This is a genomic window from Stenotrophomonas sp. YJH_SMC_43 (assembly GCF_059372535.1).
Genome location: NZ_JCAFVQ010000001.1, coordinates 1,173,512 through 1,196,907, shown reverse-complemented (window position 1 = coordinate 1,196,907; position 23,396 = coordinate 1,173,512). Strand labels below are relative to the sequence as shown.

27 protein-coding genes and 1 pseudogene are annotated in these 23,396 nt (G+C 63.5%); 12 read left to right on the top strand and 16 right to left on the bottom strand.

Features of this window, described 5'->3' with window-relative positions; translation table 11 throughout:
- Nucleotides 1-23: 23 nt before the first annotated feature.
- Nucleotides 24-317, top strand: coding sequence for a hypothetical protein (locus AC5QAH_RS05605; RefSeq protein ID WP_227199407.1), 294 nt, complete (start codon nucleotides 24-26; stop codon nucleotides 315-317).
- A gap of 16 nt (nucleotides 318-333) precedes the next feature.
- On the opposite strand, the gene AC5QAH_RS05600 is transcribed toward AC5QAH_RS05605, so the two are convergent.
- Entirely contained in the window at nucleotides 334-819 is a 486-nt protein-coding gene (locus AC5QAH_RS05600; RefSeq protein WP_495232174.1) for a TspO/MBR family protein, read from the bottom strand.
- A gap of 72 nt (nucleotides 820-891) precedes the next feature.
- The gene (locus AC5QAH_RS05595) at nucleotides 892-3,087 is read right to left on the bottom strand and encodes a translocation/assembly module TamB domain-containing protein (RefSeq protein WP_495232173.1); all 2,196 of its coding nucleotides are present in this window, start codon (nucleotides 3,085-3,087) and stop codon (nucleotides 892-894) included.
- 133 nt (nucleotides 3,088-3,220) lie between these two features.
- Between AC5QAH_RS05595 and AC5QAH_RS05590 the strand changes: the two genes are divergently transcribed.
- The 6 genes and pseudogenes from AC5QAH_RS05590 to AC5QAH_RS05565 all read left to right on the top strand — a co-directional run bounded on the left by AC5QAH_RS05590 (nucleotide 3,221) and on the right by AC5QAH_RS05565 (nucleotide 7,785).
- A complete protein-coding gene (locus tag AC5QAH_RS05590; protein ID WP_495232172.1) occupies nucleotides 3,221-3,700 on the top strand; it encodes a GNAT family N-acetyltransferase in 480 nt (159 codons plus the stop codon).
- A 71-nt stretch (nucleotides 3,701-3,771) separates the two neighbouring features.
- The gene (locus AC5QAH_RS05585; RefSeq protein ID WP_495232171.1) at nucleotides 3,772-4,092 is read left to right on the top strand and encodes a hypothetical protein; all 321 of its coding nucleotides are present in this window, start codon (nucleotides 3,772-3,774) and stop codon (nucleotides 4,090-4,092) included.
- Between the two features lie 674 nt (nucleotides 4,093-4,766).
- Nucleotides 4,767-5,021: pseudogene (locus AC5QAH_RS05580) on the top strand (tyrosine-type recombinase/integrase); the annotation flags it as partial.
- Nucleotides 5,022-5,102: 81 nt separating this feature from the next.
- Complete coding sequence (locus tag AC5QAH_RS05575; RefSeq protein WP_495232170.1) at nucleotides 5,103-6,221, top strand: GmrSD restriction endonuclease domain-containing protein; 1,119 nt, start codon at nucleotides 5,103-5,105, stop codon at nucleotides 6,219-6,221.
- 23 nt (nucleotides 6,222-6,244) lie between these two features.
- The gene (locus AC5QAH_RS05570) at nucleotides 6,245-6,865 is read left to right on the top strand and encodes an MAE_28990/MAE_18760 family HEPN-like nuclease (protein ID WP_495232169.1); all 621 of its coding nucleotides are present in this window, start codon (nucleotides 6,245-6,247) and stop codon (nucleotides 6,863-6,865) included.
- A gap of 68 nt (nucleotides 6,866-6,933) precedes the next feature.
- On the top strand, nucleotides 6,934-7,785 hold the full coding sequence (locus tag AC5QAH_RS05565; RefSeq protein WP_495232168.1) for an abortive infection family protein: 852 nt from the start codon (nucleotides 6,934-6,936) through the stop codon (nucleotides 7,783-7,785).
- Nucleotides 7,786-8,021: 236 nt separating this feature from the next.
- On the opposite strand, the gene AC5QAH_RS05560 is transcribed toward AC5QAH_RS05565, so the two are convergent.
- Both AC5QAH_RS05560 and AC5QAH_RS05555 read right to left on the bottom strand, forming a co-directional pair.
- Entirely contained in the window at nucleotides 8,022-8,273 is a 252-nt protein-coding gene (locus AC5QAH_RS05560; RefSeq protein WP_495232167.1) for a LysR substrate-binding domain-containing protein, read from the bottom strand.
- Nucleotides 8,191-8,496, bottom strand: coding sequence for a LysR substrate-binding domain-containing protein (locus AC5QAH_RS05555; RefSeq protein WP_495232194.1), 306 nt, complete (start codon nucleotides 8,494-8,496; stop codon nucleotides 8,191-8,193). The genes AC5QAH_RS05560 and AC5QAH_RS05555 overlap by 83 nt, the downstream gene beginning before the upstream one ends.
- Nucleotides 8,497-8,682: 186 nt before the next feature.
- On the opposite strand from AC5QAH_RS05555, the gene AC5QAH_RS05550 reads away from it, so the two are divergent.
- Nucleotides 8,683-8,841 (top strand): hypothetical protein, encoded by a 159-nt coding sequence (locus AC5QAH_RS05550; RefSeq protein WP_495232197.1) that lies wholly within the window; start codon nucleotides 8,683-8,685, stop codon nucleotides 8,839-8,841.
- Here the strand turns inward: AC5QAH_RS05550 and AC5QAH_RS05545 are convergent.
- Both AC5QAH_RS05545 and AC5QAH_RS05540 read right to left on the bottom strand, forming a co-directional pair.
- A complete protein-coding gene (locus AC5QAH_RS05545) occupies nucleotides 8,814-10,070 on the bottom strand; it encodes a hypothetical protein (protein ID WP_495232166.1) in 1,257 nt (418 codons plus the stop codon). The genes AC5QAH_RS05550 and AC5QAH_RS05545 overlap by 28 nt on opposite strands.
- Before the next feature lie 287 nt (nucleotides 10,071-10,357).
- Complete coding sequence (locus AC5QAH_RS05540) at nucleotides 10,358-11,068, bottom strand: hypothetical protein (RefSeq protein WP_495232165.1); 711 nt, start codon at nucleotides 11,066-11,068, stop codon at nucleotides 10,358-10,360.
- 169 nt (nucleotides 11,069-11,237) lie between these two features.
- Here AC5QAH_RS05540 and AC5QAH_RS05535 point away from each other — a divergent pair, with 169 nt between their 5' ends.
- From AC5QAH_RS05535 to AC5QAH_RS05525, 3 genes are all read left to right on the top strand, one after another.
- Nucleotides 11,238-11,993 (top strand): tetratricopeptide repeat protein, encoded by a 756-nt coding sequence (locus AC5QAH_RS05535; RefSeq protein WP_495232164.1) that lies wholly within the window; start codon nucleotides 11,238-11,240, stop codon nucleotides 11,991-11,993.
- A gap of 455 nt (nucleotides 11,994-12,448) precedes the next feature.
- A complete protein-coding gene (locus AC5QAH_RS05530) occupies nucleotides 12,449-12,805 on the top strand; it encodes a hypothetical protein (protein ID WP_053496619.1) in 357 nt (118 codons plus the stop codon).
- Entirely contained in the window at nucleotides 12,806-13,276 is a 471-nt protein-coding gene (locus AC5QAH_RS05525; protein WP_495232163.1) for a hypothetical protein, read from the top strand. It abuts the gene before it with no gap.
- A 61-nt stretch (nucleotides 13,277-13,337) separates the two neighbouring features.
- On the opposite strand, the gene AC5QAH_RS05520 is transcribed toward AC5QAH_RS05525, so the two are convergent.
- The 10 genes from AC5QAH_RS05520 to AC5QAH_RS05475 form a co-directional block, all read right to left on the bottom strand.
- Nucleotides 13,338-14,006 (bottom strand): nucleotidyltransferase family protein, encoded by a 669-nt coding sequence (locus tag AC5QAH_RS05520; RefSeq protein ID WP_495232162.1) that lies wholly within the window; start codon nucleotides 14,004-14,006, stop codon nucleotides 13,338-13,340.
- Entirely contained in the window at nucleotides 13,982-15,043 is a 1,062-nt protein-coding gene (locus AC5QAH_RS05515; RefSeq protein ID WP_495232161.1) for an XdhC family protein, read from the bottom strand. The genes AC5QAH_RS05520 and AC5QAH_RS05515 overlap by 25 nt, the downstream gene beginning before the upstream one ends.
- Before the next feature lie 9 nt (nucleotides 15,044-15,052).
- Nucleotides 15,053-17,257 (bottom strand): aldehyde oxidoreductase molybdenum-binding subunit PaoC, encoded by a 2,205-nt coding sequence (gene paoC, locus AC5QAH_RS05510; RefSeq protein WP_495232160.1) that lies wholly within the window; start codon nucleotides 17,255-17,257, stop codon nucleotides 15,053-15,055.
- On the bottom strand, nucleotides 17,257-18,207 hold the full coding sequence (locus AC5QAH_RS05505) for an FAD binding domain-containing protein (RefSeq protein ID WP_143994503.1): 951 nt from the start codon (nucleotides 18,205-18,207) through the stop codon (nucleotides 17,257-17,259). Before AC5QAH_RS05505 ends, paoC begins: the two co-directional genes overlap by 1 nt.
- The gene (gene paoA, locus AC5QAH_RS05500; protein WP_329762967.1) at nucleotides 18,204-18,851 is read right to left on the bottom strand and encodes an aldehyde dehydrogenase iron-sulfur subunit PaoA; all 648 of its coding nucleotides are present in this window, start codon (nucleotides 18,849-18,851) and stop codon (nucleotides 18,204-18,206) included. The genes AC5QAH_RS05505 and paoA overlap by 4 nt, the downstream gene beginning before the upstream one ends.
- A 268-nt stretch (nucleotides 18,852-19,119) precedes the next feature.
- A complete protein-coding gene (locus AC5QAH_RS05495; RefSeq protein ID WP_329762817.1) occupies nucleotides 19,120-19,851 on the bottom strand; it encodes a hypothetical protein in 732 nt (243 codons plus the stop codon).
- Between the two features lie 128 nt (nucleotides 19,852-19,979).
- A complete protein-coding gene (locus tag AC5QAH_RS05490; RefSeq protein ID WP_012480266.1) occupies nucleotides 19,980-20,495 on the bottom strand; it encodes an OsmC family protein in 516 nt (171 codons plus the stop codon).
- A 47-nt stretch (nucleotides 20,496-20,542) separates the two neighbouring features.
- Entirely contained in the window at nucleotides 20,543-21,310 is a 768-nt protein-coding gene (locus AC5QAH_RS05485; protein WP_049455244.1) for an SDR family oxidoreductase, read from the bottom strand.
- Nucleotides 21,311-21,436: 126 nt separating this feature from the next.
- Nucleotides 21,437-22,468 carry a LysR family transcriptional regulator gene (locus tag AC5QAH_RS05480; protein WP_262088726.1) on the bottom strand — a complete coding sequence of 344 codons (1,032 nt, stop codon included), beginning with the start codon at nucleotides 22,466-22,468 and terminating at the stop codon, nucleotides 21,437-21,439.
- Nucleotides 22,465-22,773 carry a sigma factor-like helix-turn-helix DNA-binding protein gene (locus AC5QAH_RS05475; protein ID WP_049455242.1) on the bottom strand — a complete coding sequence of 103 codons (309 nt, stop codon included), beginning with the start codon at nucleotides 22,771-22,773 and terminating at the stop codon, nucleotides 22,465-22,467. The genes AC5QAH_RS05480 and AC5QAH_RS05475 overlap by 4 nt, the downstream gene beginning before the upstream one ends.
- Before the next feature lie 89 nt (nucleotides 22,774-22,862).
- On the opposite strand from AC5QAH_RS05475, the gene AC5QAH_RS05470 reads away from it, so the two are divergent.
- Nucleotides 22,863-23,342, top strand: a complete 480-nt coding sequence (locus AC5QAH_RS05470) for a carboxymuconolactone decarboxylase family protein (protein ID WP_049455241.1) — start codon at nucleotides 22,863-22,865, stop codon at nucleotides 23,340-23,342.
- Nucleotides 23,343-23,396: the final 54 nt, after the last annotated feature.

The window sequence follows — 23,396 nt, the reverse complement described above, 5'->3', positions numbered from 1 at the left end:
CCACTTCCCTGAGCGACCGCCCCGTGAACCTGCAGCCCGCGCCCCTGTCCCCGTACCGCATGCTGGCTGACAGCTGCCAGTTTGAACTGCTGGATGTGGATGCGCTGCAGGACCCGGCCAGTGGCCGGCTGCTGCACCTGTATTCGCTGGTTGCCCGCTGCCTGTCCTGCGAGACGATCTTCAAGGCCGAAGAAGGGCAGGGCCTGGTCAGCCATACTTCGGCACGGGTGGTGCGGTGCCCCACCGGCTGCGGCCAGCAGGCGTTCAAGCCGGCCCTGCTGCGGACCTGGCGCCCGCAGGCCATTGCCCAGGCGTGAGCGGCGGGCGACCTTGTCACAGCAGTCCGGGATTGGCTCGCCATACCGCAAAGTTGAGCGCCGAGGCGAACGAAATCCAGGCCAGGTAAGGAAGCAGCAGCACCCCCGCAATCGGGCGGGTGCGCGCGAACGTGACGATCGTCGCGCAAACCAGCGCAATCAATACAAGAATGTCAACGAAGGCCAGGACGCCCAGCTTCCAGCCGAAGAACAGCCAGCTCCACAGCGCATTGACGGCAAGCTGCACCAGGTAGAGCATCAGCGCCGGTCGTGCCCCGCGCCAGCCGCGTTCGCGCCACACCAGCCACGCGGCAATCGCCATCATGGCGTAGAGCAAGGTCCACACCGGACCAAAGACACTGGCTGGTGGTGCCCACGGGGGAAGATCGAGGGTGGCGTAGAAGCTGGCCGCCGATGTGGACGCCCACGCGCCCAGGGCGGCCGCGACGAAGGTGATCGCCACCCATCCCAGCAGCCCGAAAACCTGCGAACTCCGCTTCATATCGTCCAGCTCCCTGATGCGCATGATCGCGTATACGCGCAGAGGCCGCGAATGGATGCAGGTCGCGGGCCTTCAGTCTGAAGATCCGGCGGCAGCCGATCCCTGGCTTGCTGGCAGCAGGGAAGGCCGTTGATCAAACCACTCGCGCGCCTTGGCCAGATGCCATTGGCGCTGATCGCCGTCCAGCTCGATGCCCGCACCCAGCAGCCCCCACCGGAGATAGAGATCACCGCGTTTGCGCTGTTCCAGAAGATTCAGCCGCGCGCGTACCGACAGGCGATCATTCTCGGCCTGCAATCCATCGATGACCAGATGGCCAGGGCGCCAGCGCAGCGTCGCCTGTGCCTGCACCTGACCGGAATCGAGGAGGGACAGCGTCCAGCGTGGGTAGTCGGTGCGCTCTGCGAACAGCGCGAGCAACGGACGGGCATCGCTGAGATCCAGATCCGTGGTGGCATCCACCTGGAATGGCGACTGCGCATCGATACGGCCGCGTTTGAAGGCCGCGCGGCCTTTCCAGGCGGTTGCGCGCTCCGTACCCGCCACCTGCACGTTGCGTAGCTCGACCGTGGTGCCGGACAGGTCGAAATGACGCTGGTTGAAGTCACCGCGGCGCAGTGTTGCATTCACGTCGATATCGCCACCCATGTCCAGCCCTGCCAACTTGGCACTCGCGTTGCGCCCCAGCAGGCGGGCGGTGCCATGGCCAACGCGGCCATCGGTATCGAGGGTGGCATCACCGCTGAGTGAGCCGGTGCCGCGCAGCAGGCGCACCTGTTTTGAACCGAGATAACGGTTGTAGGCCGACAGATCTGGAATGGTGGCTTCGCTGAAGCTCAGGTGCGCGCGCACGCCCTTGCGCAGCTCCTGCAGGCGACCGTCGCCGGTCAGATCCAGCGCCAGATCACGACCATCGAACAGCCGAACGTCCTTGGCATCGGTCGGCCGCGCAGTGAATCGCGGCAGCCGGACGGACAGCTGTGCCTGGCTGGGGCTGCCGGCCTTCAGTTCGCCATGGGCGCTGGCCGTGCCGGCCAGGCGTACGCCGGCGACTTCGGCCACGGCTTCGGCGGCCGGAATGTCCACGGTGCTGCCTTCGATCAGTTCGCCGTTGCGCACGCGCAGGTCCGCCTTCAGCGTGCCGCCGCCGTCCAGCTGCAGCCACGGCTTGCGGACGAACAGGGCAGGGATCCAGTTGAGCGAAGTGAACGTCCATTCGCCGCGCACGGTACCAGAGCTGCGTTCCAGCAGCTGGGCGGGCTGCTGGAAGGGGACGTCCCGGCCACGGACGCGCAGATCCGCATCCACTTCACTGCCTGAGCCGGGCTTGGGCGGCAGGCGGGCCTGCAGGCGCAGGTCGTTGGACACATTGAGCTGCAGGGCCAGCACGCCGCGATTGGGGGCACCATCACCCAGGTAGAGCGGCACCTGCCAGATGGCGCGGTCCCCGGGCTGCAGCTGGCCGTCAATCAGGTGCAGCGCCAGCTGCAGGCGTCCGGGCACGGGCGCGCTGGAGATCTTCGGCGTTATGGCATCCGTGTCCATGCGCAGGCCCTGGCTGCGGGCGTCGACATCGAGCTGGGCATGCAGCAACTTCAACTTGGCCAGACCGGGCGCCTGGTCCCGATAGTGGCGCGGATAGCTGAAGCGCGCGGTGAGATCCATGTCGCCCAACAGCTGCACGCCGTCAAAACTGGTGTCCGCATCGCTGAACGCCACCTCGGATTCGAAGAGCTCCGACGGCCCGCCGCGCAGCTGCTTGAGGAAGCCCACCGTACCCCGGCCCTTGCCAATGATGAGCAACTTGCCAAAGCGTGCGCTGCGGATGCTGTCGCTGTGGATGGCGTCGAAACGGAGCGTCCAGCCGCGGTCGCTGCGCGGTGGTGGCGGGATGGCTTCTTCGACGCGGCTGATCTCGGCGGAAACCCCCGTCGCCTGCAAGCGCGGAACCCGCACCTCGCGCTGGAACAGGGGCAGCACCGCCAACTGGGCGCTGGCGCGCTCGGCATGCAGCACGTAGACCGTGTGGTTCACGTGGCCGCGCATGTGCACGTTCCAGGCGATGACATGGCCGGGCAGCAGCGTGATGGCCGGGCCGGTGGTCATCACGAACTTGTGCGGCTTGCGGTTGGTGACCTGATCGAACAGTGGCGTATTGAGGAAGATGTTGCCGGCCAGCAGGTACAGCAGGTAGATGCCCAGCAGGACGCAGGCGGGAACGCGCCACCGTCGAAGCCGGTGCGGGATGTGCACGGAAACAGGAGACATCTACTGCTCTGAGGGCCGGAATTTCCACAACTATTGCGGAGCCGATGGCGGTGGCGCGTGAAGCAGCTACGGGGCAGGCGCTGGATTCTGGTAGTGTCCGGCCTGGTCACGACCACAGATCTGCAGGAGACGCATGGAGATCCGGCCCGCCCGTGCAGGCGATTTCGACGCGATGTGGGGCATGTTCAAGACGGCCATTGCGGCGCAGGATGCGCTGCCCTTTGCTGGCTCTTTCGCTGTCGAGACGTTTCGCACGAATTGGTTCCAGGCCCAGGCACCTCATGTAGCTGTGCTGGAGGGCCGGGTTGTGGGCATGTACAAGATGGGCCCGAATTTCCCTGACCTTGGGGCGCATGTGGCCAGCGCCACGTATGTGGTGGATGCGCCGGCACAAGGGCAAGGTGTGGGCCGGGCCCTGGTGGAACACAGCCTGGAGCGGGCGAGGGCGGAAGGATTCCTGGCCATGCAGTTCAATTACGTGGTCAGTACCAATGCCCCGGCCGTGGCGCTGTACCGGAAGCTGGGGTTCGATGTGGTGGGAACGCTACCGAAGGCGTTCCGGCATGGGACGCTGGGCTTGGTGGATGTCTTTGTGATGCACACGTTCCTGTGATGCGATGCGTTGGTCGCACGTGGTCGGCGATATCCAGCCGAGGCTGGCTGCACAATTCCTGAGGATGTCCCTTGAATCCATCGGTACAGTTTTTGCTGAGTCTGCTGGCGGGCGCGTTCCTCTTTCTGTTGGCTGTGGGGCACGACTACTGGAAGCGCCTGCGTTGGCTCTTCGGATGGGATCCCAATCTGGGCCATGAATCTGCAGACAAGCTCATTTCCATCGCCAACAGGACGGTGCTGGTGACGGCCGCCTTGCTGTTGGTCTGGGCGGTGACAGGCCCATCCCCGTACCGGAGGAACTGGGAGATGGAGGTTTGGGGTTTGGCGGCCGGCACGTTGATTGCGTATGTGACGCTCATCCTCAGCGCATCGACGCGGGCCCGCGCCTAGATGGCATGGAGCTCGCCGGCATGGAACGAGCCGAATAGCGTGACGCGTCACGACCAGTGAGTGGCTACGGCTGGGGTGCCAGAACGCGCTCCTGAGGCCTCGGTCGTTGGTGCCGAATCGGCGAAACTGTCAGATCCGCAAGATCCTTTGCCATTCCTGCAGAGGTTGAGGGAAGCCCAAAGGGCGGTTGGCAGTGATCGAATCACTGACAATCAGGCCGGCGCCTGGAGTGGATCAGGGGCGTGACTGGTGAAGCCTGGATCGGGCAATGGCGTAATGAACATAATATACATTATGCGAAATGCTGTATCTGGCCTGATCCGGTTCGTGGGCTCCGCATGCCGAGTGACGAAGCAGGTAAATCTGTTACCAAGCGCCAGGTAAAAGTGTTACGTGTTCGAACACAGCGCCTTTAGAACATGAGCCTTTGCTCATCATCCTACGATCCTATTCCGGCCTGGCATGCCGAGTGCTTCAAGCCAAGATGCAGCCATGCTGCCCGCGCTTGGGCGGGCTCAAGCTAAGGATTCTTTCGAAAGAACTTCAAATGCAGCCATCGCGCCCGCACTTGCACTCCGAAGCGTCAGGTACCATGGCATAGACGCTAAGGCTCAACTTCCGAGACTCCCTCAATGAACGACACTGATCGAGAGATCATGCTGGTTGCCATGGTAAAGGGACGGGTCGGCCCTCCCCTGCTCCCAGGTTCCATAGCTTCGATAGTTAAGCGGAGGGCTAGTTTGGCAGGTCTAGAGGGGGACTTTGGGGCACACAGCCTGCGTTCCGGCTTCGTGACCGAGGCAGGCAGGCAAGGTGTGCCTCTGCCGGCTGTAATGGCGATGACCGAACACCGGTCGGTGGCGAGCGTGATCGGGTACTTCCAAGCCGGAGCAGCGGAAGACAATCCCGCAGCGCGGCTGCAGAGGTAGGCGCATCGCCCGATCTAGACGCCGCCTTTGTGTGTTCAAATTGCAGGCGGAATGATGAACATTAGTTCCTAAGAGAAATTTATGACAGTGCAAGAATTGGCCACAGAGCTGAAGGATGCGCGCAGGCAGGTAGTCACTGATGGCTACGATATGTCTTTGGGTGAGCTTGCCTCAATGTATAGGGCGCGAGAATTAGTAATTGACCCAAACTATCAGCGGCTCTTTCGATGGCATCCATCACAACGCACTCGTTTTATCGAATCCCTGCTTCTCGGAATCCCTGTTCCACCAATCTTCGTCTTCCAACGCGAGTCAGGCGTGTGGGAGCTTATTGACGGACTGCAGCGCCTTTCTACAGTGTTGCAGCTGATGGGAGAATTGCGTCATCCCGACGAAGGGCTCTACCCGCCTCTGACCCTCGAAGGGACGAACTTGCTCCCCGGCTTGGCGGGAATGAAGTGGAGCCAGGAGAACGTCGCTGCGGCGGACCTAGCGTTCGACATCCCTATGCAGCTCGAGTTGAAACGCGCTCGCATGCGAGTCGAAATTCTCCGGAAGGAGAGTGATGAAGATGCCAAGTATGAGCTCTTCCAGAGGCTAAATACGGGAGGCTCACATTTGAGCGAGCAGGAAGTAAGAAACAGCGTACTCGTCATGCTCAATTCGCAATTCTACGATTGGCTGGTCCAACGTACAACGCTGCATGCCTTTTCGCAAACTGTCCAGCTCACTCCGAAGCAGCACGAGGAGCAGCAGGCAGTTGAGATCGCTCTGCGCTTTTTGGCATATCGCCGCCACCCTTATAAGAGGGGGCTGGATGTGAACGAGTACTTGGACGTCGCCGCTCGTCAGCTGGCGAAGCTCGATGACCGCGCTTTGAACGAGGAGCTCAATATGTTCGAGTGGACGTTCAATAGTCTCCTGGAGTTGTGCGGCACTGAAGTATTCAAGCGCTGGGATGGTCAGCGTCACTTGGGAGGGTTCTCGATATCTGCGTTCGATGCCATCGCGTACGGCGTGGCGGTTAATCGTGACGCAATTGAAGCAATTCCTGCCAAAGATCGCCGCGACTGGTTTGTTAACCGTGTTCGCGGCCTTTGGAGCGACCAGACCTTCCAGGCAAATTCTGGTTCTGGCGTGCGAGGGACCACGCGCATGACAAATCTCCTCCCGTATGCGGCTCAGTATTTTCAGCCATGACTTTGGGACTTCGGACCGTTGCCATGCTGCTTGACCATCTTGACCAAGACATGGCCTGGAGGATCAAGGAAATTCATCAGTTCAAATCTGCGGTGGACCAAGCAAGAGGACGCAATGTCGAAGCGCACATTCGCGCCGGCGTTTCCATGCTATATGCGCACTGGGAAGGCTTCATTAAGGGATCTGCCAATGCATACGTCAACTATCTGTCATACCGCTCAGACCACAATCGATCCCTAAAGCCCTGCTTCATTGCACTGGCAATGAAGGCTCGGCTTGCGTCCGTAGGCGAATCAGCCAAGGCCGACGTCGCGGTCGAGGCCGTTTCCTATCTACTGGGCGAGCTAGACCGCCCTGTGCGACTTCCTCGTGAAGATGTCATCAGCGCGGAAAGCAACCTAAGCTCTAAAGTTTTTGTGAATATTTCTGGTTGGATTGGTATTGATCATGCTCAGTACTCAACTCGATTTCCATTGATCGACAATGTTCTTCTGAAAAGCAGAAATAGTATCGCGCATGGTCAGTATCTAACCATTACACCTCTGTCGTTCCAGAATTTGATCGACGAGGTGCTGGAGATGCTCCGCTGGTTCAAAACTGACATTGAGAACGCAGTGGTCAATCAATCATTCTTGGCAGCATAGTTGCGGTAGCACCAGTATCTCGCGACCCATGGTGCTCGCTTCGACTTCCCTTGCATCAGGAGAACAGGATGTCTAGCCTGCCAGTCACCGATACGATCGCCCACGCCCTGATGCAACTTGTGGATGATTCAAACAATGGTGGCGCATATAGAGAGCCTTCTCACGCCGACATCGAATTTCACGTAAATCAAGCCGGATTGGGAGAGTTTGACCCGAAACAGCAGGGGCAGCTTATAGGCAAGGCCAAAAGAGTTCGCGCCGTGCTTTATGCCGCTATGGACACTAACCCACAAGCTGCAAGTCGATTTGCTTCCGGCTTGCTTGCAAAGGTCCGCGCATGTGGCGGCTTCCGAACCGAATCCACGAACTACGTGGGTCGCGAGGCGGTCGAGAATGCCAAGGCTGCGTTCGATGCGGAAGGATTTGTGCTGACCGATCAAGGTTCACTCGAACCCAAACTCCTTTCCTCACTGACCGGCTTGCAACTAACCGATGCGTTAGCCGCCTACGCTAGGCGTGCCCAGAAAGGCGCGGAAGATGCAGCCCTTGTCACTGGCACCGGCAAAGACTTGACTGAGGCTACAGCGGCGCATGTTCTTACAACGCTCCAAGGGGGATATCCAAGTGGCGCGAATTTCCAAGCGTTGCTTGGCATGGCTTTTGTCGCGCTTGAGCTTGCAGTGCCCGAACTGCCTGAGCAGCCTGGCGAGCCAGCAATTAGACTGATGGAACGTGGTCTCTTTCAGGCTGCCATGGGAGCAAATCGGGTCCGGAACAAGGAGGGAACTGGGCATGGTCGACCATGGGTGCCTGCGCTCTCTGACGAGCAGGCTAAGGCAGCGGTTGAAGTTATGGGGACGGTTTCAGCCTATTTGCTTGCGAGACTACAAAGGCGCGAGCGTCGCCCTGCAGTGCTCTGACGATCGGGTGGCGATCATGAAACCGCTTGTGATCGCGCCTTTTTTCTGCGTAGATCCTCTTCGTACCCTCGATAAATATCCCTAACCCCCTACCCCGCTGATGTCCGCTTCTGGCCAAAAGCAGACCCGACGAACGGATCGGCCTCAAGTCGTGCATCCTCAGAGCTACTAGTGTGCCCACCCACCTTTGGCCGTTAGACAGGTAGTTGCTGCAACCCCTACTCACATGGGAGAGATCAGGCACGTACCTCTCCTTGCTGCAGCCAGTCCTTGCTGATCAATAAGATCTCGGCCAGGCAGAAGGCCAGATAGGTTCTGATGATTGGCGAAGGATGCCGATGCGAGGGATACAGTAGGTGAATCTGCTGCTGGGGCAATGGAAACTGAGGCAACAGTTCCACGAGGTCACCCGCGCGAATTGCATCTGCCGCCAGGAAGGGGGGCGCTGTCACGACGTCTCCGGCGAGAGCGCGGCTGCGCTGACGCAACCAGCAAATGGCGATCTTCCAGAGCCCGTCTCACCACCATGGCTTCATGTGTAATGGTACCGACACGGAGCGCAACATCGATTCCGTCTTCAATCAGATCGATGCACCTTTCGGTGGTGCACACCTGCAATTGAATGTCCGGGTATTGCAGCTGGAACCGAGACAGCTGCTCCCACCAAGGCTCGAACGCCGGTGGAAGTGACAACCTCAGGCGCCCCCTCAGGCGCGCCTGGTCACTGACGACGGATTGCTGCGCCTCGCTCGGCCGGCCGCACCCGAATCCTGGCCGCCGGCGTAGAGGTGACTGAGGGCAACAACGAGTTGTTCGTGTTCCGTCTGGAGGACGGTAAGTGGAAGATCCATCGCTACTTGTTCGCCACCAATCAGTCGCGCTCCAGGGGAATCTGTCATGAAGGCATATGCGATTGAACAGGCCGGTGGCCCCGAGGTTCTGCAGCTGCGCGACATTGGCGCACCCGAGAGCAACAACGATGAGATACTCGTCAGGGTCCGCGCATTCGGGTTGAATCGTGCCGAGGTCTATCCGGGTACTTGGGCCAAGATCTGAGCAACGTCTTGTTCGGTCACTGCAGGCCGCCCAAAGGCATTGGTCAGTTCGTTGAACGCGGTCGTGAGGAAGGCCAGGCGTGCAGCCGGATCCCACTCGCGTGACTCACGCGAATGACGTACATATGGATCCAGGGCGCGCGTCTGATCTGACTGAAGCTGATCCAACCAGTACACGTTCTCTAAGCCACTCACCCCCACTTCCACGCGGTAGGGCGGTGTTGCGCCAAAGTGGTCATAGAACGCCAGGCTGCGTTCCAGCATGGTGGACCAGTCCTTAAGAAGGCGTGCATAGCCAAGGTAGGTAAGCCCGTTCTCAGATGTAACAACGTTGCCATCGAATGCCCAGAGCTCGCCCGTCTTGTCAAACCACTGCGTGACAGTATGGGTCGCGCCCGCAGTGCCCCGCCACAGCCCAACAGCGACAGCGCCAAGAGCGTTGGCTCCGCCATCGCCGCTGCCTCGGCGTGCCAGCGGCGACAAGCTGCCTTGGCCGCGCGCATCACGGACCTGCTGCCGGTTTGGCTTCTTGGTCGTCCATCCCGCGGGAACCATCCGGAAGTAGCTACGGGTCGTGCCTTTCACTTCAAGTGTGTGCTCTCCAGATCCCCCAAAAAAGTCACCGTGTTCAATGCGTTCATCCGGTCGCAGCCACGTCGAGGGATCTCCATCTCGAGACGGGTACTGCGCGAATTCGATTTTCACGTCGTGCCGCGAGAGCGCACTCTTTAAATTTACCTGTAGCGCGGACGTAAGCTCTTCCACGAGTTTGTCTTTCGCCTCGCGTATCTTATCTTCGTCATCAGTGCTCCGAAGATGATAGGTAATTGCACCGCGCCGATGTCGCAGATCAAACGGCAAGTCTTGCGGCTTTCCACCGTAGGCGGCATTGGCGATCAGAACGATGGGTTCATGACCTAAGACTTTCATTGCGTGGCCCAGCTCGATCATGACGTTCGGGTTCGGAACCTTCTTTCCTTGCCCCGTTGTAGCAATTGGTGTCACGTCTGCGACAAAGGCATCCGATCGTTCGATCTTCTCGAAAATGGTTTTTACGATCTCGACAAGACCGGCCTCGCCTTTGGTGTCGTGATCGAGCTCGGGGCGCTCGGCTGGCGACAGCGCTAGGTCATCGGCGATCTTATGCAGCGCTTCCTCCAGGGCTTCTTGGATAAACGCCTTCGTGACAGCCATCGGAAGGTCACTTTGCCACGACCAAAATACCTTCATACATTTTTGTCCTTGGTTTTAGGGGTAATTGTAAGCGATATCCTCCTTTGCGCCTCACGTCAGAAGCTACTTGGCGGTCATCTTGGTCGTGGCGAAGCACTATTGCACCCTAGCCAGAGGCGGAGATCGGCTGACTTAGGTTGATTCGAGTGTGTTGGCTTTGACCTGGATGTCCCCTTTGGGTCGGGAGTAGCAATCCGTCCTACCCCCGATAAACATCCCTTATCGCTACTCCCCGTACTGAAGTGCACTGCCACTCCCAGCTTGGCGTTTGCCGAGATCCAGCCCTATTGGGCTGCCGGAACAGGAATCACACCCTTTCGCAGGATCTCCAACCTCCCAACATCGCGAACAGGCACAAGCACTGTGGCCTTCCGCGCCGGGTCCCACAGTGCATAGCTGTCACCAAGACGACCAATCAGGTTTAGGTCGCCCTGCACCTTTCCATCAACAGTCACAGCCGTCACGTGCTTGCCGCCACCAGAGGAAATCTTCTCGGCACGCTGGGAGCCAAGCATGCTTGACGCTATCGAGACGTAGACCAGCATCACCAAGGCGTAGATCAGCCAAGGGGAATCTTTCACTGCGGTGGGCACCACCGGCGAAAGATGCACGATCAACGCACAGATGACCGTTAGAAGAACCCCTATCAGAAGAGGCCACGTGTTTGACCACCAAAGCAGCAGCCCCAGGACAGTGAAGAAAAGCACTGGAAACAGCCATGCGAACAGCTTGCTTTTGGAGCTGCCGCTCTTGACCTTCATCTCCACCCAGCCGCCAAACAGCGAGGCCAGCAGCATGAGAAATAACACCATGCCGATCCCAGCAAGCCCTGCCAGCGCAAGCTCACTCACCGCAACAAACTGAAAGGGATCCAGGCCGAAGTGCCCCCAATACGCCTTCAGATAGAAGGCCCCTTGAATCAATCCGAACGTGACGAGCGCCGAACCCCATCCAGCAACATCAGCCATCGTTAGCGTCTTCTGCGTACGTTCCATGTATCCCCTTCCATCGATGCAGCCCCGCCACATAGTGGCATGCAGCGCCCAGTCCTGCAGAATCCCTCCCCCTCATTAACGTGACGCGTCACGCCAAATCACCCCGCCCATTGGCGCCCCACACCTCCCCTACTATAGTTCCACCCCTCACAAGGACGAGGCGGCACACATGCCCTATATCGGAATCGGACTCCACGTACTGGCGGCCATCTACTTCGCGGTGCACGCCATCCGCTCGGGCCAGAGCCTCTACTGGCTCATCCTGCTCTTCTCGTTCCCGCTACTCGGCAGCGTCGTCTACTTCCTGGCGATCTACTTTCCGGAAGTCCGCCATTCGCGCGGCGCCCGACAGGTCGTCCGTTCCGCCAAGCAGCTCATGGACCCGGGCCAGGACCTTCGCAACGCCCGTGCCGAACTGGCGCGAACGCCCACCGTGCAGAACCGCGTTCGCCTCGGCATGGCGCTGCTGGATGCCGGCCAGGCAGACGAAGCCAGGACCCTGCTCGAGCAGGCGGCCAGTTCACCACTGGGCGACGATCCCTACATCCTCACCGGCCTTGCCCGTGCCCGCCTCGAGTCCGGGCAGCCCGCGCTTGCGGTCGAGACGCTGGACGGCCTGTTCGCCTGTCATCCGGATATGCGACGCAAGCCGGAACAGACTCTGCTTTACGCGCAGGCATTGGCTGCCGCCCACGCGCCCGGAGCCCGCGCTGCATTCGAGCGCGCCGTCGAATGCGGAAACGATGCGGCCGCCCGCTGCCTGTACGCCGAATGGCTGATGGCACAGCCGCAGCCCGACGATCGTGAGCAAGCCCGCAGCCTGTTCGCCAGCATCATCGACGATGCGCAGCACTGGTCGCGCCACGCGCGCAGCCACAATGCCGCATGGTTGGAGCGGACCAGATCCGCGTTGAAGGGCTACTGACGTCTGGCAGGCTTTGGCGATCCTGTCGTATTCGCCTCGCTTACAGCCTCGCCGGTCGGATGCCGACACTCGCCAGGCTTGCCCCGCCGACATCGCCGATAGCATTGCAGTGCAAGGCTCCGGCCCCATTGAGCCGTATACAACGATTCTGAAAATGTTGAATGTGGTGACGGCATCAGCCTTACTGCATTGGCATCGCGCACAGCGGGGCGTATTCCTTTCCTCGCCACCGAAAACAGGTGGCCGGGATTCGAAACCCCGGTAGTTCGCTGAAGTAAACGCTTGCCAGCCGGCATCACCCTGTGTGGTGCCGGCTGGCAATCCGTCGGCCGGCTATGGCGGGCGGTGCGTGGAGGCCTTGTGCCTGCCGGTTCAGCGAACACCGGGTTTCGAACCACGCATCGTCCGCCACCTTTATCGGTGGCGGCTTCTGCATGCACGCAAGGAGCCCCGCCATGACCCAGCCCCACTCCCCTGCCCCGCACCCGATCCACGACGCGCCCGCCAACGGCCCCGCGTTGGACCCGAACACCCTCATCGCCCTGCTGCACAGCATCGGCGCCGGCGCCGCCTCCGATGGCCAGCCGTGGCCTGAACGCCATCAGATGCCGGGCCGGCGCATCGCCTTGGCGGACACCGACTGCTCGCTGGCCGGGCTTCGCGTGGTCCTGGAGATTCTGCTGGCCGCGCAGCGCGCCCGCGAAAATGGCGAGTTGGAGCAGTACGTTGGCCCGCGCGTGATGGAGGGGCTGATCATGGCCGGAATCGGCCTTACCGCACACGCCAGTACCCGACTGCATCCGGAGGGCTGAGTGGGGTGGTGCCGCTGGGCGGCCAACGCGCTCTGTCTTGTGGTGGTGGTTGCGGCACAGGCGCTGTGGCCGGCGCCGCCGGTGCCCTCGCCTGTCGCGTTCCAAAGCATCAACGATGATCGATTCTCACAACTGCGCCGCCAAGCCGTGCAGTTCGTGGAGGCTCGGCCACGACAGGGCTTCCAGTTCGTTGAACGGCAACGGGATGTCGCTTTCCAGATTCGCTGCAACGGCGTTCCGGTGCTCTTGCTGGAGAGGCGCCCGCAACATCTGCTGTTGTGGACCTCGCTGGACGCGAGGCAGCGGGCGCCCGCCGTTGTGCGGTTGCGGGCGCTCCTCCAATGGCAGGTGGAGCCGTTGGATTACCTGGAGCAGGTACTGGCTGGCGTGCCGGAGCCTGTTCTGTTCGATCGGGTGCTGAAGATTATTGCCAGTGATGTGCCTGACGGGGCGCGATGTGGCGTGCCGTAGTCGAGCATGGCTCGACTCTACAGGGCTGCGGGCAGCGAGGGTTCGGGCTCCGGCTCTACCGCTAGTCACCTGCGCGACGGGCGTTGGCACCGTGATCGTGCGACTCAACCTCGGCATCGATCCAGCCCGCATCGCGCGCAAGCGCAAGATCTTCTGGGGTATCGATATCCAGGCCCAGCTCCGGCGCTTGAAGGGCATGCACGGTATCGCTGGGAAGCTGCTTCAAGCGCGCTCCGAAGCCGCGGTCACCGGTTGCACCGACGTGGGCGAACCAGGCGCGCGGCACTACTGCAGGAATGCCAAGCGCGTGTCCATGACGGGTGCCAGCGCACCCTGACGCCGAGGCGCGGGCACCCGAAAGCAACGCCTGCAGATGGGAGTGCTCGATCGCGGGCTGGTCGCATGCCACGACCATCACCGCGGTCACCGTGGGCAGCAGGTGTGCGCCGGCAACCTGCAGACTGCTCGCCAGGCCGCGTTCCCAGTGGTGGTTGGTTACCGGAGTGGCGTCCAGCCCGGCAATGCTGGATGTCACGGCCTGTGCGTTTGCGCCCACCACGACCAGCACCTGCGCTGGCGCGAGCTCGCGCGCCAACCGCACCACGCGATGTACCAGGGTCTCGCCCTGCCGGGTGAGAAGCTGCTTGGGCTGGCCAAGCCGGGTGCTCCCGCCGGCAGCCAGCACGACGACCGCATGCGCGTCAGTCACGTGCCGTGCGCGCTTCGCCATTGCTGCAGCTGCGCGGCGATGCTGAGCGAAATCGCCTCTGGCCCTCGCCCGCCGATGTTCAGGCCGACCGGTGATCGAAGTCTCGGGGACAGGCGGTGGCGCTGATCCGGTGTCAGCAGCTTGAACAGGTCCTCGCGCCTTCGCCGCGGACCCAGCAGTCCAATGAACGCAACTTTGGTATCAGCCAGGGCCACCAGCGCCTCCCGGTCCAGTTCGAAATCGTGATGCATCACCAGTGCCGCGTCGCACGGGTCGCCATGAAGGGCCTCGGCCGGGCTGGTCTGAAGATGCGCATCCGCGCACTGCCCGGCTGAGGCCCAGCGCGCTCTCCGTTCGGCCACGCTGACCCGCCACCCCAGGCTCCGCAGCAACGGAACCAGGAAGGGCGTTTCGGGACCGCCCCCCAACACCAGAGCCCGCGGAAGACGGGGCAACGGCAAATGCCATGCGCCCTCGCCAAAGGGCTGCGCACCATGCATCGGATCCAGCTGCCACGCCTGCTCGCGATGGCCGGCACGGAAAACGACCTGGCCCGACGTGCGAAGGTCGCGCCGGAGTGACACGCCCTCGCGCAGCCAAGCCTCGATGACGGCGTCGATGCCGGACATGGCACGCAATGGCAGGAGCGCAATCCGAAGCCGGCCGCGGCAGCCGAGCGCGGACCCGCTCAACAGGTCGTCGTCACTGCGGGTGTCGATCTCGATCCAGTCGACCCGCCCTGCCGCGCTCACCTGCTCCGCGCGTCGCGCGAGCTCGGGCTCCAGGCATCCGCCGCTCAGCCAGCCGACCTGGCTGCCGTTGCAGAACAGCACCATGTCGCCGGCACCGGCGTAGGTGGAGCCATCGGTTTCCAGCACCAGCGCGAGCACGGCGTGCTCCCCCGCGCGCACGCGCGTCAAGGCCGTCTCGAGTACGCCGCGCGGGCTACCTTCGGCGAGGAAGCCCGGCGCTGCGGACAGGTCCTCGGCAAGATCGCCGGGCTCCCCTCCGCCCGCGACGGAGGCCTCCAGAGTGGTCGAGGCTGCGGGACGGTCCATGCGCAAGGGTCAGCCCACGTCGGGCAAGCCGTGTAGCAGCTTGTCCAGGGTAATGGGATAGTTGCGCACGCGCACGCCGGTTGCGTTGTAGACCGCATTGGCGATCGCGGCGCCGACCCCACAGATGCCCAGTTCACCCACACCCTTGGCCTTCATCGGCGAGATCACCGGATCCAGCGTGTCGAGGAAGACCACTTCCTGGTACGGGATGTCGGCATGCACGGGAACCTCGTAGCCGGCCAGGTCGTGGTTGATGAACAAGCCCAGCCGTTTGTCGACCACCAGCTCCTCCATCAGGGTCGCGCCCGCACCCATCACCATCCCGCCGATGACCTGGCTGCGTGCAGACAGCGGATTGAGGATCCGGCCGCCATCGCATACGGCAAGCATGCGGCGGATGCGCGTCTCTCCCGTGTAGGCATGCACGGCGACCTCGCAGAAATGCCCTGCATAGGTGCCGACGTCGTAGCCTTGCTTGAAGTCGCCGAAGGCAATGCCGTCCTCCGCCGACAGTGTGCCCGCCTCCGCCAGCTTGATGGTCCGCCCACCCGCCTGGATGCGGCCATTGGCGAAGTCTGCGGTGTCGCCGTCGAAACCCAGTTTCTCACCCACCTTGCGGCGCAGGCTGACGCACGCCGCGTACACGCCTGCGGTCGAGCTTGCCGCGCCCCACTGGCCGCCGGAACCGGCGGAGGCCGGATGACGGGAGTCGCCGAGGGTCACCTGGACCCGCTCCAGCGGCACGCCCATGGTCTCGGCCGCCGTCTGCGCGATGATCGTGTAGGAGCCGGTGCCGATGTCGGTCATGTCGGTCTCGACAATCACTCCGCCCTGACCGTCAAGCCGCACCCGCGCCGCCGACTTCATCGTCGGTGCGCCGCGATAGCCCGCAGACACGCCCATGCCGACCAGCCAGTGTCCTTCCCTGACCTGCGCCGGCCTGGGGTTGCGCTTGTTCCAGTTGAAGCGCTCCGCGCCTTCGCGCAGGCAGCGCACCAGGTTGCGGTCGGAGAACTTCTTGGACGGATCGCCGGGTACCACCTCGGGCTCGTTGAGGATGCGGAACGCGATCGGGTCGAGGCCCAGCTTCTCGGCCATTTCATCCATCGCCACTTCCAGCGCCATGTGGCCCGGTGCTTCGCCCGGTGCGCGCATCGCATTGCCTTCGGGCATGTCGAGCGTGGCGATGTAGTTGGCCACCAGGCGGTTGGCGCCCGCATAGAGCTTGGGCGTCTGCAGGGTGCCGTTTTCGCCATCCTCGCCGTTGATGTTGCCCGACCAGTTCTCGTGGGCGATGGCGGAGATCCGGCCATCCTTTCCGCAGCCGATCCGCACGCGCTGGAGGGTGGCGTGCCGGTGCGTGGTGTTGTTGGGCATCAACGGGCGTTGCAGCGCGATCTTCACCGGTCGCCCGACCTGCTTGGCCGCCAACGCGGCCAGCACCGCGTCGGCCCGGATGAACAGCTTGCCGCCGAAGCCGCCGCCGATATAGGGCGAGTCCACGCGCACCTTGGCAGGATCGATGCCGAGGATCGCCGCCATGCCCTGCCTGGCCCAGTCGATCATCTGGTTCGCCGTCCACAACGTGAGCGTGTCACCCTCCCAGGCGGCGATGGTGGCGTGCGGCTCCATCATCGAATGACTTTCGTCGGAGGTGTGATAAGTCTCGTCGAGCTTGACCGCGGCGCTCGCGTAGGCGGTGTCGAAATCGCCCAACGCCTGCCGGTCGGGCTTGCCGTCACGCCCCTTTGCCAGCGGCGCGGACGGTGCCAGGGCCGGGAAATCGAAGCGGCCCTTGCTACGCTCGTAGCGGGTGCGGATCAGCGCTGCGGCGGCGCGGGCCTGCTCGAAGGTCTCTGCCACCACGCAGGCGATGGCCTGGTGGTAGTGGGCCACGTCGGGTCCGCCGAACAGCGGTGCATTGTTCCAGTTCGATGTGCCAACCGGCTTGGTTTCCGGTGCGGTGATGACCGCCAGTACGCCGGGCGCGGCACGCGCGCGGGAGGCATCCATCGAAATGATGCGCCCTTTGCCGATGCCCGCGCCGACGATGTAGCCGTAGGCCTGGTTCGGCGCCACGTCATGGCGCTCGTAGGCATAGGGGGCGGTGCCGGTGGTCTTGCGTGGACCGTCGATGCGCGGCGTCGACTTGCCGACGACCTTGGCCTTGTCGAACAGGTTGTCGCCGGCGGGGGCGTTGAATTCAAGGGGCATCAGCGCTCTCCTTCCACCAGCACCGCTGCGAGGGTGCGCTCGGCGAGCGCGATCTTGAACGCGTTCTCCGGCGTCGGACGGGCACCGGCGAACACCTGCCGGGTCGCGGCCTTCACGCCGTCGCGCAGCAGGGGTTCGGCTGCCTCGACGCGCCACGGCTTCGGCGCGACCCCACCGAAGGCGAACCGCGCCGAGCCGTCACGCTGCACGACCGCGGCGACCGACACCAGTGCGAACGCATAGGACGCGCGGTCCCGTACCTTGTGGTACACGTGCCGACCGCCCAGGGGCTTCGGCAGCGTGACGTGGGTGATCAGCTCACCGCGCTGCAGCACGTTGTCCTGCTGCGGCCTGTCGCCGGGGGAACGATGGAAATCGGCAATCGGGATGCTGCGCGTACTGCCGTCACCCCTGACGGTCTGGATCGAGGCGTCCAGCACCCGCAGGGCCACCGCCATGTCGCCCGGATAGGTCGCGATGCAGCTGTCCGAGGTGCCGATCACGCCCATCTGCCGGGAGAACCCCTCGAGTGCGCCGCAGCCGGATCCGGGCAGGCGCTTGTTGCAGGGCAGATTAGGGTCGTAGAAGTACGGGCAGCGCGTGCGCTGCAGCAGGTTGCCGCCGGTGGTGGCTTTGTTGCGCAACTGCCCGGAGGCGCCTGCCACGATCGCGCGGGTCAGCACCGCGTAGTCGCGGCGCACGCGCTCATGCGAGGCCAGCGCGGTATTGGTGACCAGCGTGCCGATGCGCAGGCCGCCCTCGTCGGTGGGTTCGATCCTGTCCAGGCCGATGTCCTGCACATCGACCAGGTGCGCTGGCGTCTCGACCTCCAGCTTCATCAGGTCGAGCAGGTTGGTCCCTCCGGCCAGGAACTTCGCGCCCTCGATGCCGGCGACGGCCTTGGCGGCCTCGGCCGGGGATTTCGCGCGTTCGTAACTGAAGGCCCTCATGAGCGTCTCCCTGCAGAGGTCACGCCAGCGACCTCTGCCATCGCCTCGGCAATGTTGGAATAGGCCCCGCAGCGGCAGAGGTTGCCGCTCATGCGTTCGCGCATTTCCATGTTGGTGGCCCGGGGCCGTGCGCTGACATCCGCCTGCACATGGCTGGGGTCACCCCGCTTGATCTCGTCCAGTACCGCCACCGCCGAGCAGATCTGCCCCGGCGTGCAATACCCGCACTGGTAGCCATCATGCTTGATGAAAGCAGCCTGCATCGGATGCAGGTCATCGGGGGTGCCGAGGCCTTCGATGGTAGTGATGGCATCGCCCTGGTGCTGCACCGCCAGGCTGAGGCAGGCATTGATGCGCTCACCGTTGACCAGCACGGTACAGGCACCGCATTGACCGTGGTCGCAGCCCTTCTTGGTCCCGGTCAGCTTCAGATGTTCGCGCAGGGCATCGAGCAGCGTGGTCCGGGTGTCGAGTTCAAGTTCCCGCCGCTTGCCGTTGACGGTCAAGGCCACCGTGCTGATGACCGGCGGCCTGGGCGGCGGGGGCGCCGCCAGTTCGGCGGCGAGCGAGGAGGCCCCCGGTGCGGCGGACATTGCCACGGTCGTGACGCCGCCGGCGATCACCTGGCGACGCGTCAACTTCATTCCTTCATCACAACTTGGCACAGTGACCTCCTGGCGTTCGGGGAAACCCCGTGGCTGGATGGACGCGCTCACACTACCGAAGGGCTACTATGCCCCTCTGCGGGGCACAGACCTGTGAAGTCGGCGAAATGTACCAACATGATGCAGCAAGCCCGAAGAAATCGTCTGCATCCAGCCACAGCGCGGCACTCTTGAGCCATGCGTATGCCTCACTGGATGACTCACAGTCCTGTTTGTCCCTCAGCATGAGGAACATGATGGCCCGACGCTACAAAGGCGTTGGCTGGGAGGGCTCGGGTTCGTGGATGGAGCCCTCCAACAAGGCAACGTAGGTATCAAGCCTGGTGCGAAGGCCGATCAGCATCCAGCCCAGCAGGTACAGCAGCACCATGGCGAAGATCAGTAGTGCACCCAGCGGGCCAACATTGAAAGCGCCCGCCCAGTCGCCCCATTTCCATCCGCGGAACTGCAGGTAGAGGGCAATCAACAGCGGGAATGGTCCCAGCCGCTGCAGGCCGCCATACATCATGCCCATGCGCTCAATCATGTTTGTGCGCAAGGTGCTGACGAACTTGAGTCGCCGCTCGCGCTGGACGCGCGGAAATCCGCGAAGCTCGGTCACCACCGCTTGCCAGTGAGCGAAGTCTTCATCCATCTCCCGGGCGTGCGAGAGCCGCGGCTGTCTGAACTGGCGAATGCCCCTGCGGGCGGCCAGTACGCCACCGACAATGAACCCTCCTACTTCGATTGCCAAGCAGGCAACAACCACCTGGAGCACTACCCCAAGAGGCAACCATCGATCCGGAAGCTGACCCATGAGAATGCCGATGATCGCCGCACCCACGCCGATGCGAAACGCCCACGTCTCCACCCTGCCCGCCTTGGGGTAGATGCTGTGCTCAACCAGTCCCTGCACCCGCTGGTAGAGCCAGTGGAATGTCAGTTCCTGCGAATCGGTCTTTGCCGGCGGATCGAATCCGCCCCCTGCCTGCATGTCCATTGCATCCCCTGCCCCACCGGCCAGGTTGCCGGCGCCACCATCGTAGCCGAGCTGGGTTGTGGCGGAATACGGCCTAGCCGTGTAATCGTCAGGGCCAGGACCTTCCCGGAGTCGAGCATGGCTCGATTCTACAGAGGCGGAGCCTGCGGGCCGACCCGAACATGCACCACATGGCTGACGCCGCGATGGAACATCTTGGCGTATGGGCAGACGCGTTCGGTGTTGCGAACGAGTTCGCAGGCCAGGTTCTCATCCATGCCGGGAAGATGTACCACGATCTCGGCCGACAGCAGGTACAGCCCATCTGCCGGATCACGGGCGAAGGTGACCGCCACTTCGATGCTGGGGTTGTGCAGCAGCAGGCCGGCACGCGCGGCCACCAGCACCATGGCACCGTGGAAGCAGCCAGCGTAGCTTGCGGCCAGCAGCTGCTCGGGATTGGCGCCGCCGCCAGGCCCGCCGAGTTCCGGCGGCAGGCGCAGGTCCACCGCCAGTGCACCGTCGTCCGACCGCACGACGCCGGACGCCCGCCCGTGCTGGGCCTGGCCACCGCTCACCCGCACGCGGCCGGTGTACAGCGGCTTCACGTCGTCGCCCTGGTAACGGTCCAGCATGGCGGGCGAAGGAGGCTTCAGCTCGGTCATTGCGCGGCTCCATCAAGCGCAGCTGCGGCAGGCGATCGATTCGCCGCTCAGGCAGGCTGCCGCTGCAACAGGCCGGACTGCTGCAGCCAGGCGTCGAAATCGACCTGCCCCAGCCACGCGTGTCCGACCGGCACCAGCGTGTCGATCTGCAGCGGCGCGCCGAAGTACAGCGCCTGGGCATCCGCAACGACCTGCCGGGAATCACCCGTCATTTGCAGATACTGCCTGGCCAGATCCGCCATCGCGCTACGCTGCGGCCCGGCGATTTCCAGCACGCCATTGGCCGGCGGCTGCTGCGCGATGCGTGCCACCGCTTCGGCAACATCCTCGGCGGCAATCGGCTGCACGTCGGCGGCCGGCAGCCGCAGGGTCTCCCCATCGCCGGCGGACTGGATGATGCCCGGCAAGAACTCGAAGAACTGCGTGGAATGGATGATGGTGTACGGCAGGCCCGAGTCGCGGATCAGCCGCTCCTGGGCGATCTTGCCGCGGAAATAGCCACTGGCTGCCAGCATGTCGGTGCCTACGACGGAAAGCGCAACGTGGTGATGTACGCCGGCACGGATAGCGGCCGCAAGTATGTTGTGGCCAGCGGTCACGAAGAACGAAAGCACTGCCGCATCTTCGAACGAGGGCGAGTTGGCCAGGTCCACCACCACGTCGACGCCGTCCATGGCGGCATCCAGACCTTCACCGGTCAGCACATCCACCCCGGTCGAGGGCGCTGCCACCACGACCTCATGCCCGGCTACGCGCAGGCGCTCCACCACCTTGCTGCCGATGCGGCCGGTACCACCGACGACGAGGAACTTCATTGCGTGTCTCCTGGTATGTAGAGGGGCTGCCGGGTGTGGCCGGGCGCAGGCATCGTAGGTGGCGCGGGCGCGAGGCAGTAGGTCCGTGACCGGCCGCGCACTGTTGCCCGGCACGCACCAGTACGCTCAGGCCCAGGCAGGCTGTGCGCCTGGCTTCAGAGGGGTGGCCTGCTGGCGTGCTTCCCAGTGCGAGATCACATCCAGTTCGAGCGCGCGTACCCGCTGCGTGCTGAAGTCGATGAAGGCCCGCACGCGCTTGGGCAGCTGGCGGCGGCTGAGGTAGCACAGGTAGTGGCCGCGATCGAGCGGCGCATGCCGATCCAGGCAGGTCACCACCCTGCCCGCCCACAGCGCTTCACGCACCTGATAGCTGGGCAGCTGGGCGATGCCCAGCCCGTCGATGACGGCCTGCAGGGCCAGGTCGGCATCGTTGAACACCAGTGCGGCCGGCGGCTGAAGGTGTACTTCGGCACCGTCGACACGGAATTCCCAGGGCTGCATGCGTCCGCCCGGCAGGCGCCGCCCGATGCAGTCATGCGTGGACAGCGCATCCACCGACGCGGGTAGGCCGTGCGCCTGCACGTACGCCGGTGATGCACATACGACCAGCTGCATCGGCACCAGCTGCTTGGCGATCACCTGGCTGTCTTCCAGCAGGCCATCGCGAAACGCCACGTCGATGCGGTCACCGGCCAGGTCGGGGGCCTGCTCGTCCAGCAGCAGTTCCACGGATACCTGCGGGTACTCGGCGCGGAATGCGGCCAGCAAGGGGGCGATCACCCGCCGGCCGAAGCCGTGGCTGGCACTGATGCGCAGGTGCCCGCGCGGCGGGCCCTCGCGCAGGTCGCGCATTTCCTCCAGCGCCTGCAGGATGCAGGTCACGCCCGGGCTGCAGCCCTCCAGGAACAGCTCGCCTTCCCGGGTGAGCGTGGTCGAGCGCGTGGTGCGCAGGAACAACCGCACGCCCAGCTGGCTTTCCAGCTTCTGCACGCTGCGGCTGACGGCCGAGCGGCCGATGCCGAGGCGGTCGGCCGCGCGCGCGAAACTGCCCTCGGACGCCACTGCAATGAAGGCCAGCACACCGGCGTAGCTGGTGGAGAAGGACGCATTGAGCGCATCGTGGCCGTCACTGGCCGCGCGGGGCGTTGCGGCATTCATGGGTGGCCTGGCTCCAGGCGGGCACGTTGTGCGTGCAGGTGGCTCCGCGCCAGCGCCAACCGTTGCCTGCACGTGGAAGGGTCGAGCCCCAGCAGGGGCACGATGTCCTCGAATCCGGCGCCCAGCACGTCGTGCAACAGCAGGATCGCGCGTGCGTCGGGCGGCAGTTCGCGCAATGCGGCGAGGAAGGCCTGCCAGACCTGTTCGCTGGCAGGGCGCGATGCGGTGCGCAGGTGCGATGAGGTGTCCATGCCCGGCAGACGGCCGAGCATCGGCCGCTGTGACAGGACATTGGTGTTTTTCATGCAACAGCGTGCGGCCCGGCCCCCGCCTACCGGCATTGCGAATGCAGGCCTAGCCTCGCTGTGCCCTTCACACGCTACAGGAACACACCATGACCGCACGCCTGGATTACGCCGCGCAATCCCCCGAACTGTTCAAGAAGCTCGGCCTGTACTCGCATGCCGCCCACACCGCCTCAATCGAAGGGGCCATCATTGATCTGGTCAACATCCGTGCATCGCAGCTCAACGGCTGTGGCTTCTGCCTGGACATGCACGTGAAGGAGGCCACCCTGCGTGGTGAGCGCCCGCTGCGCCTGCATCACCTGGCGGCATGGCGTGAATCAACGCTGTTCAGCCCGCGCGAGCGCGCCTGCCTGGCCTGGACCGAAGTACTGACCCAGCTGCCGGCGCAGGGGGTGCCCGACGAGCTGTACGCGCGCGTGCGCGGCCAGCTGTCCGATCAGGAAATTGTCGACCTCACCCACGCGGTGATGGCGATCAACGCCTGGAACCGCGCCAACGTTGCCTTCCGTACCACGCCCGGCACCCTGGATACGGCCTTTGGCCTGGACAAGGCCGGCCTGGCCTGATCCTTCCGCCGCTGCCACATGCTGCGGCCCTCCTCCACCGCTTTGGAGACCTGC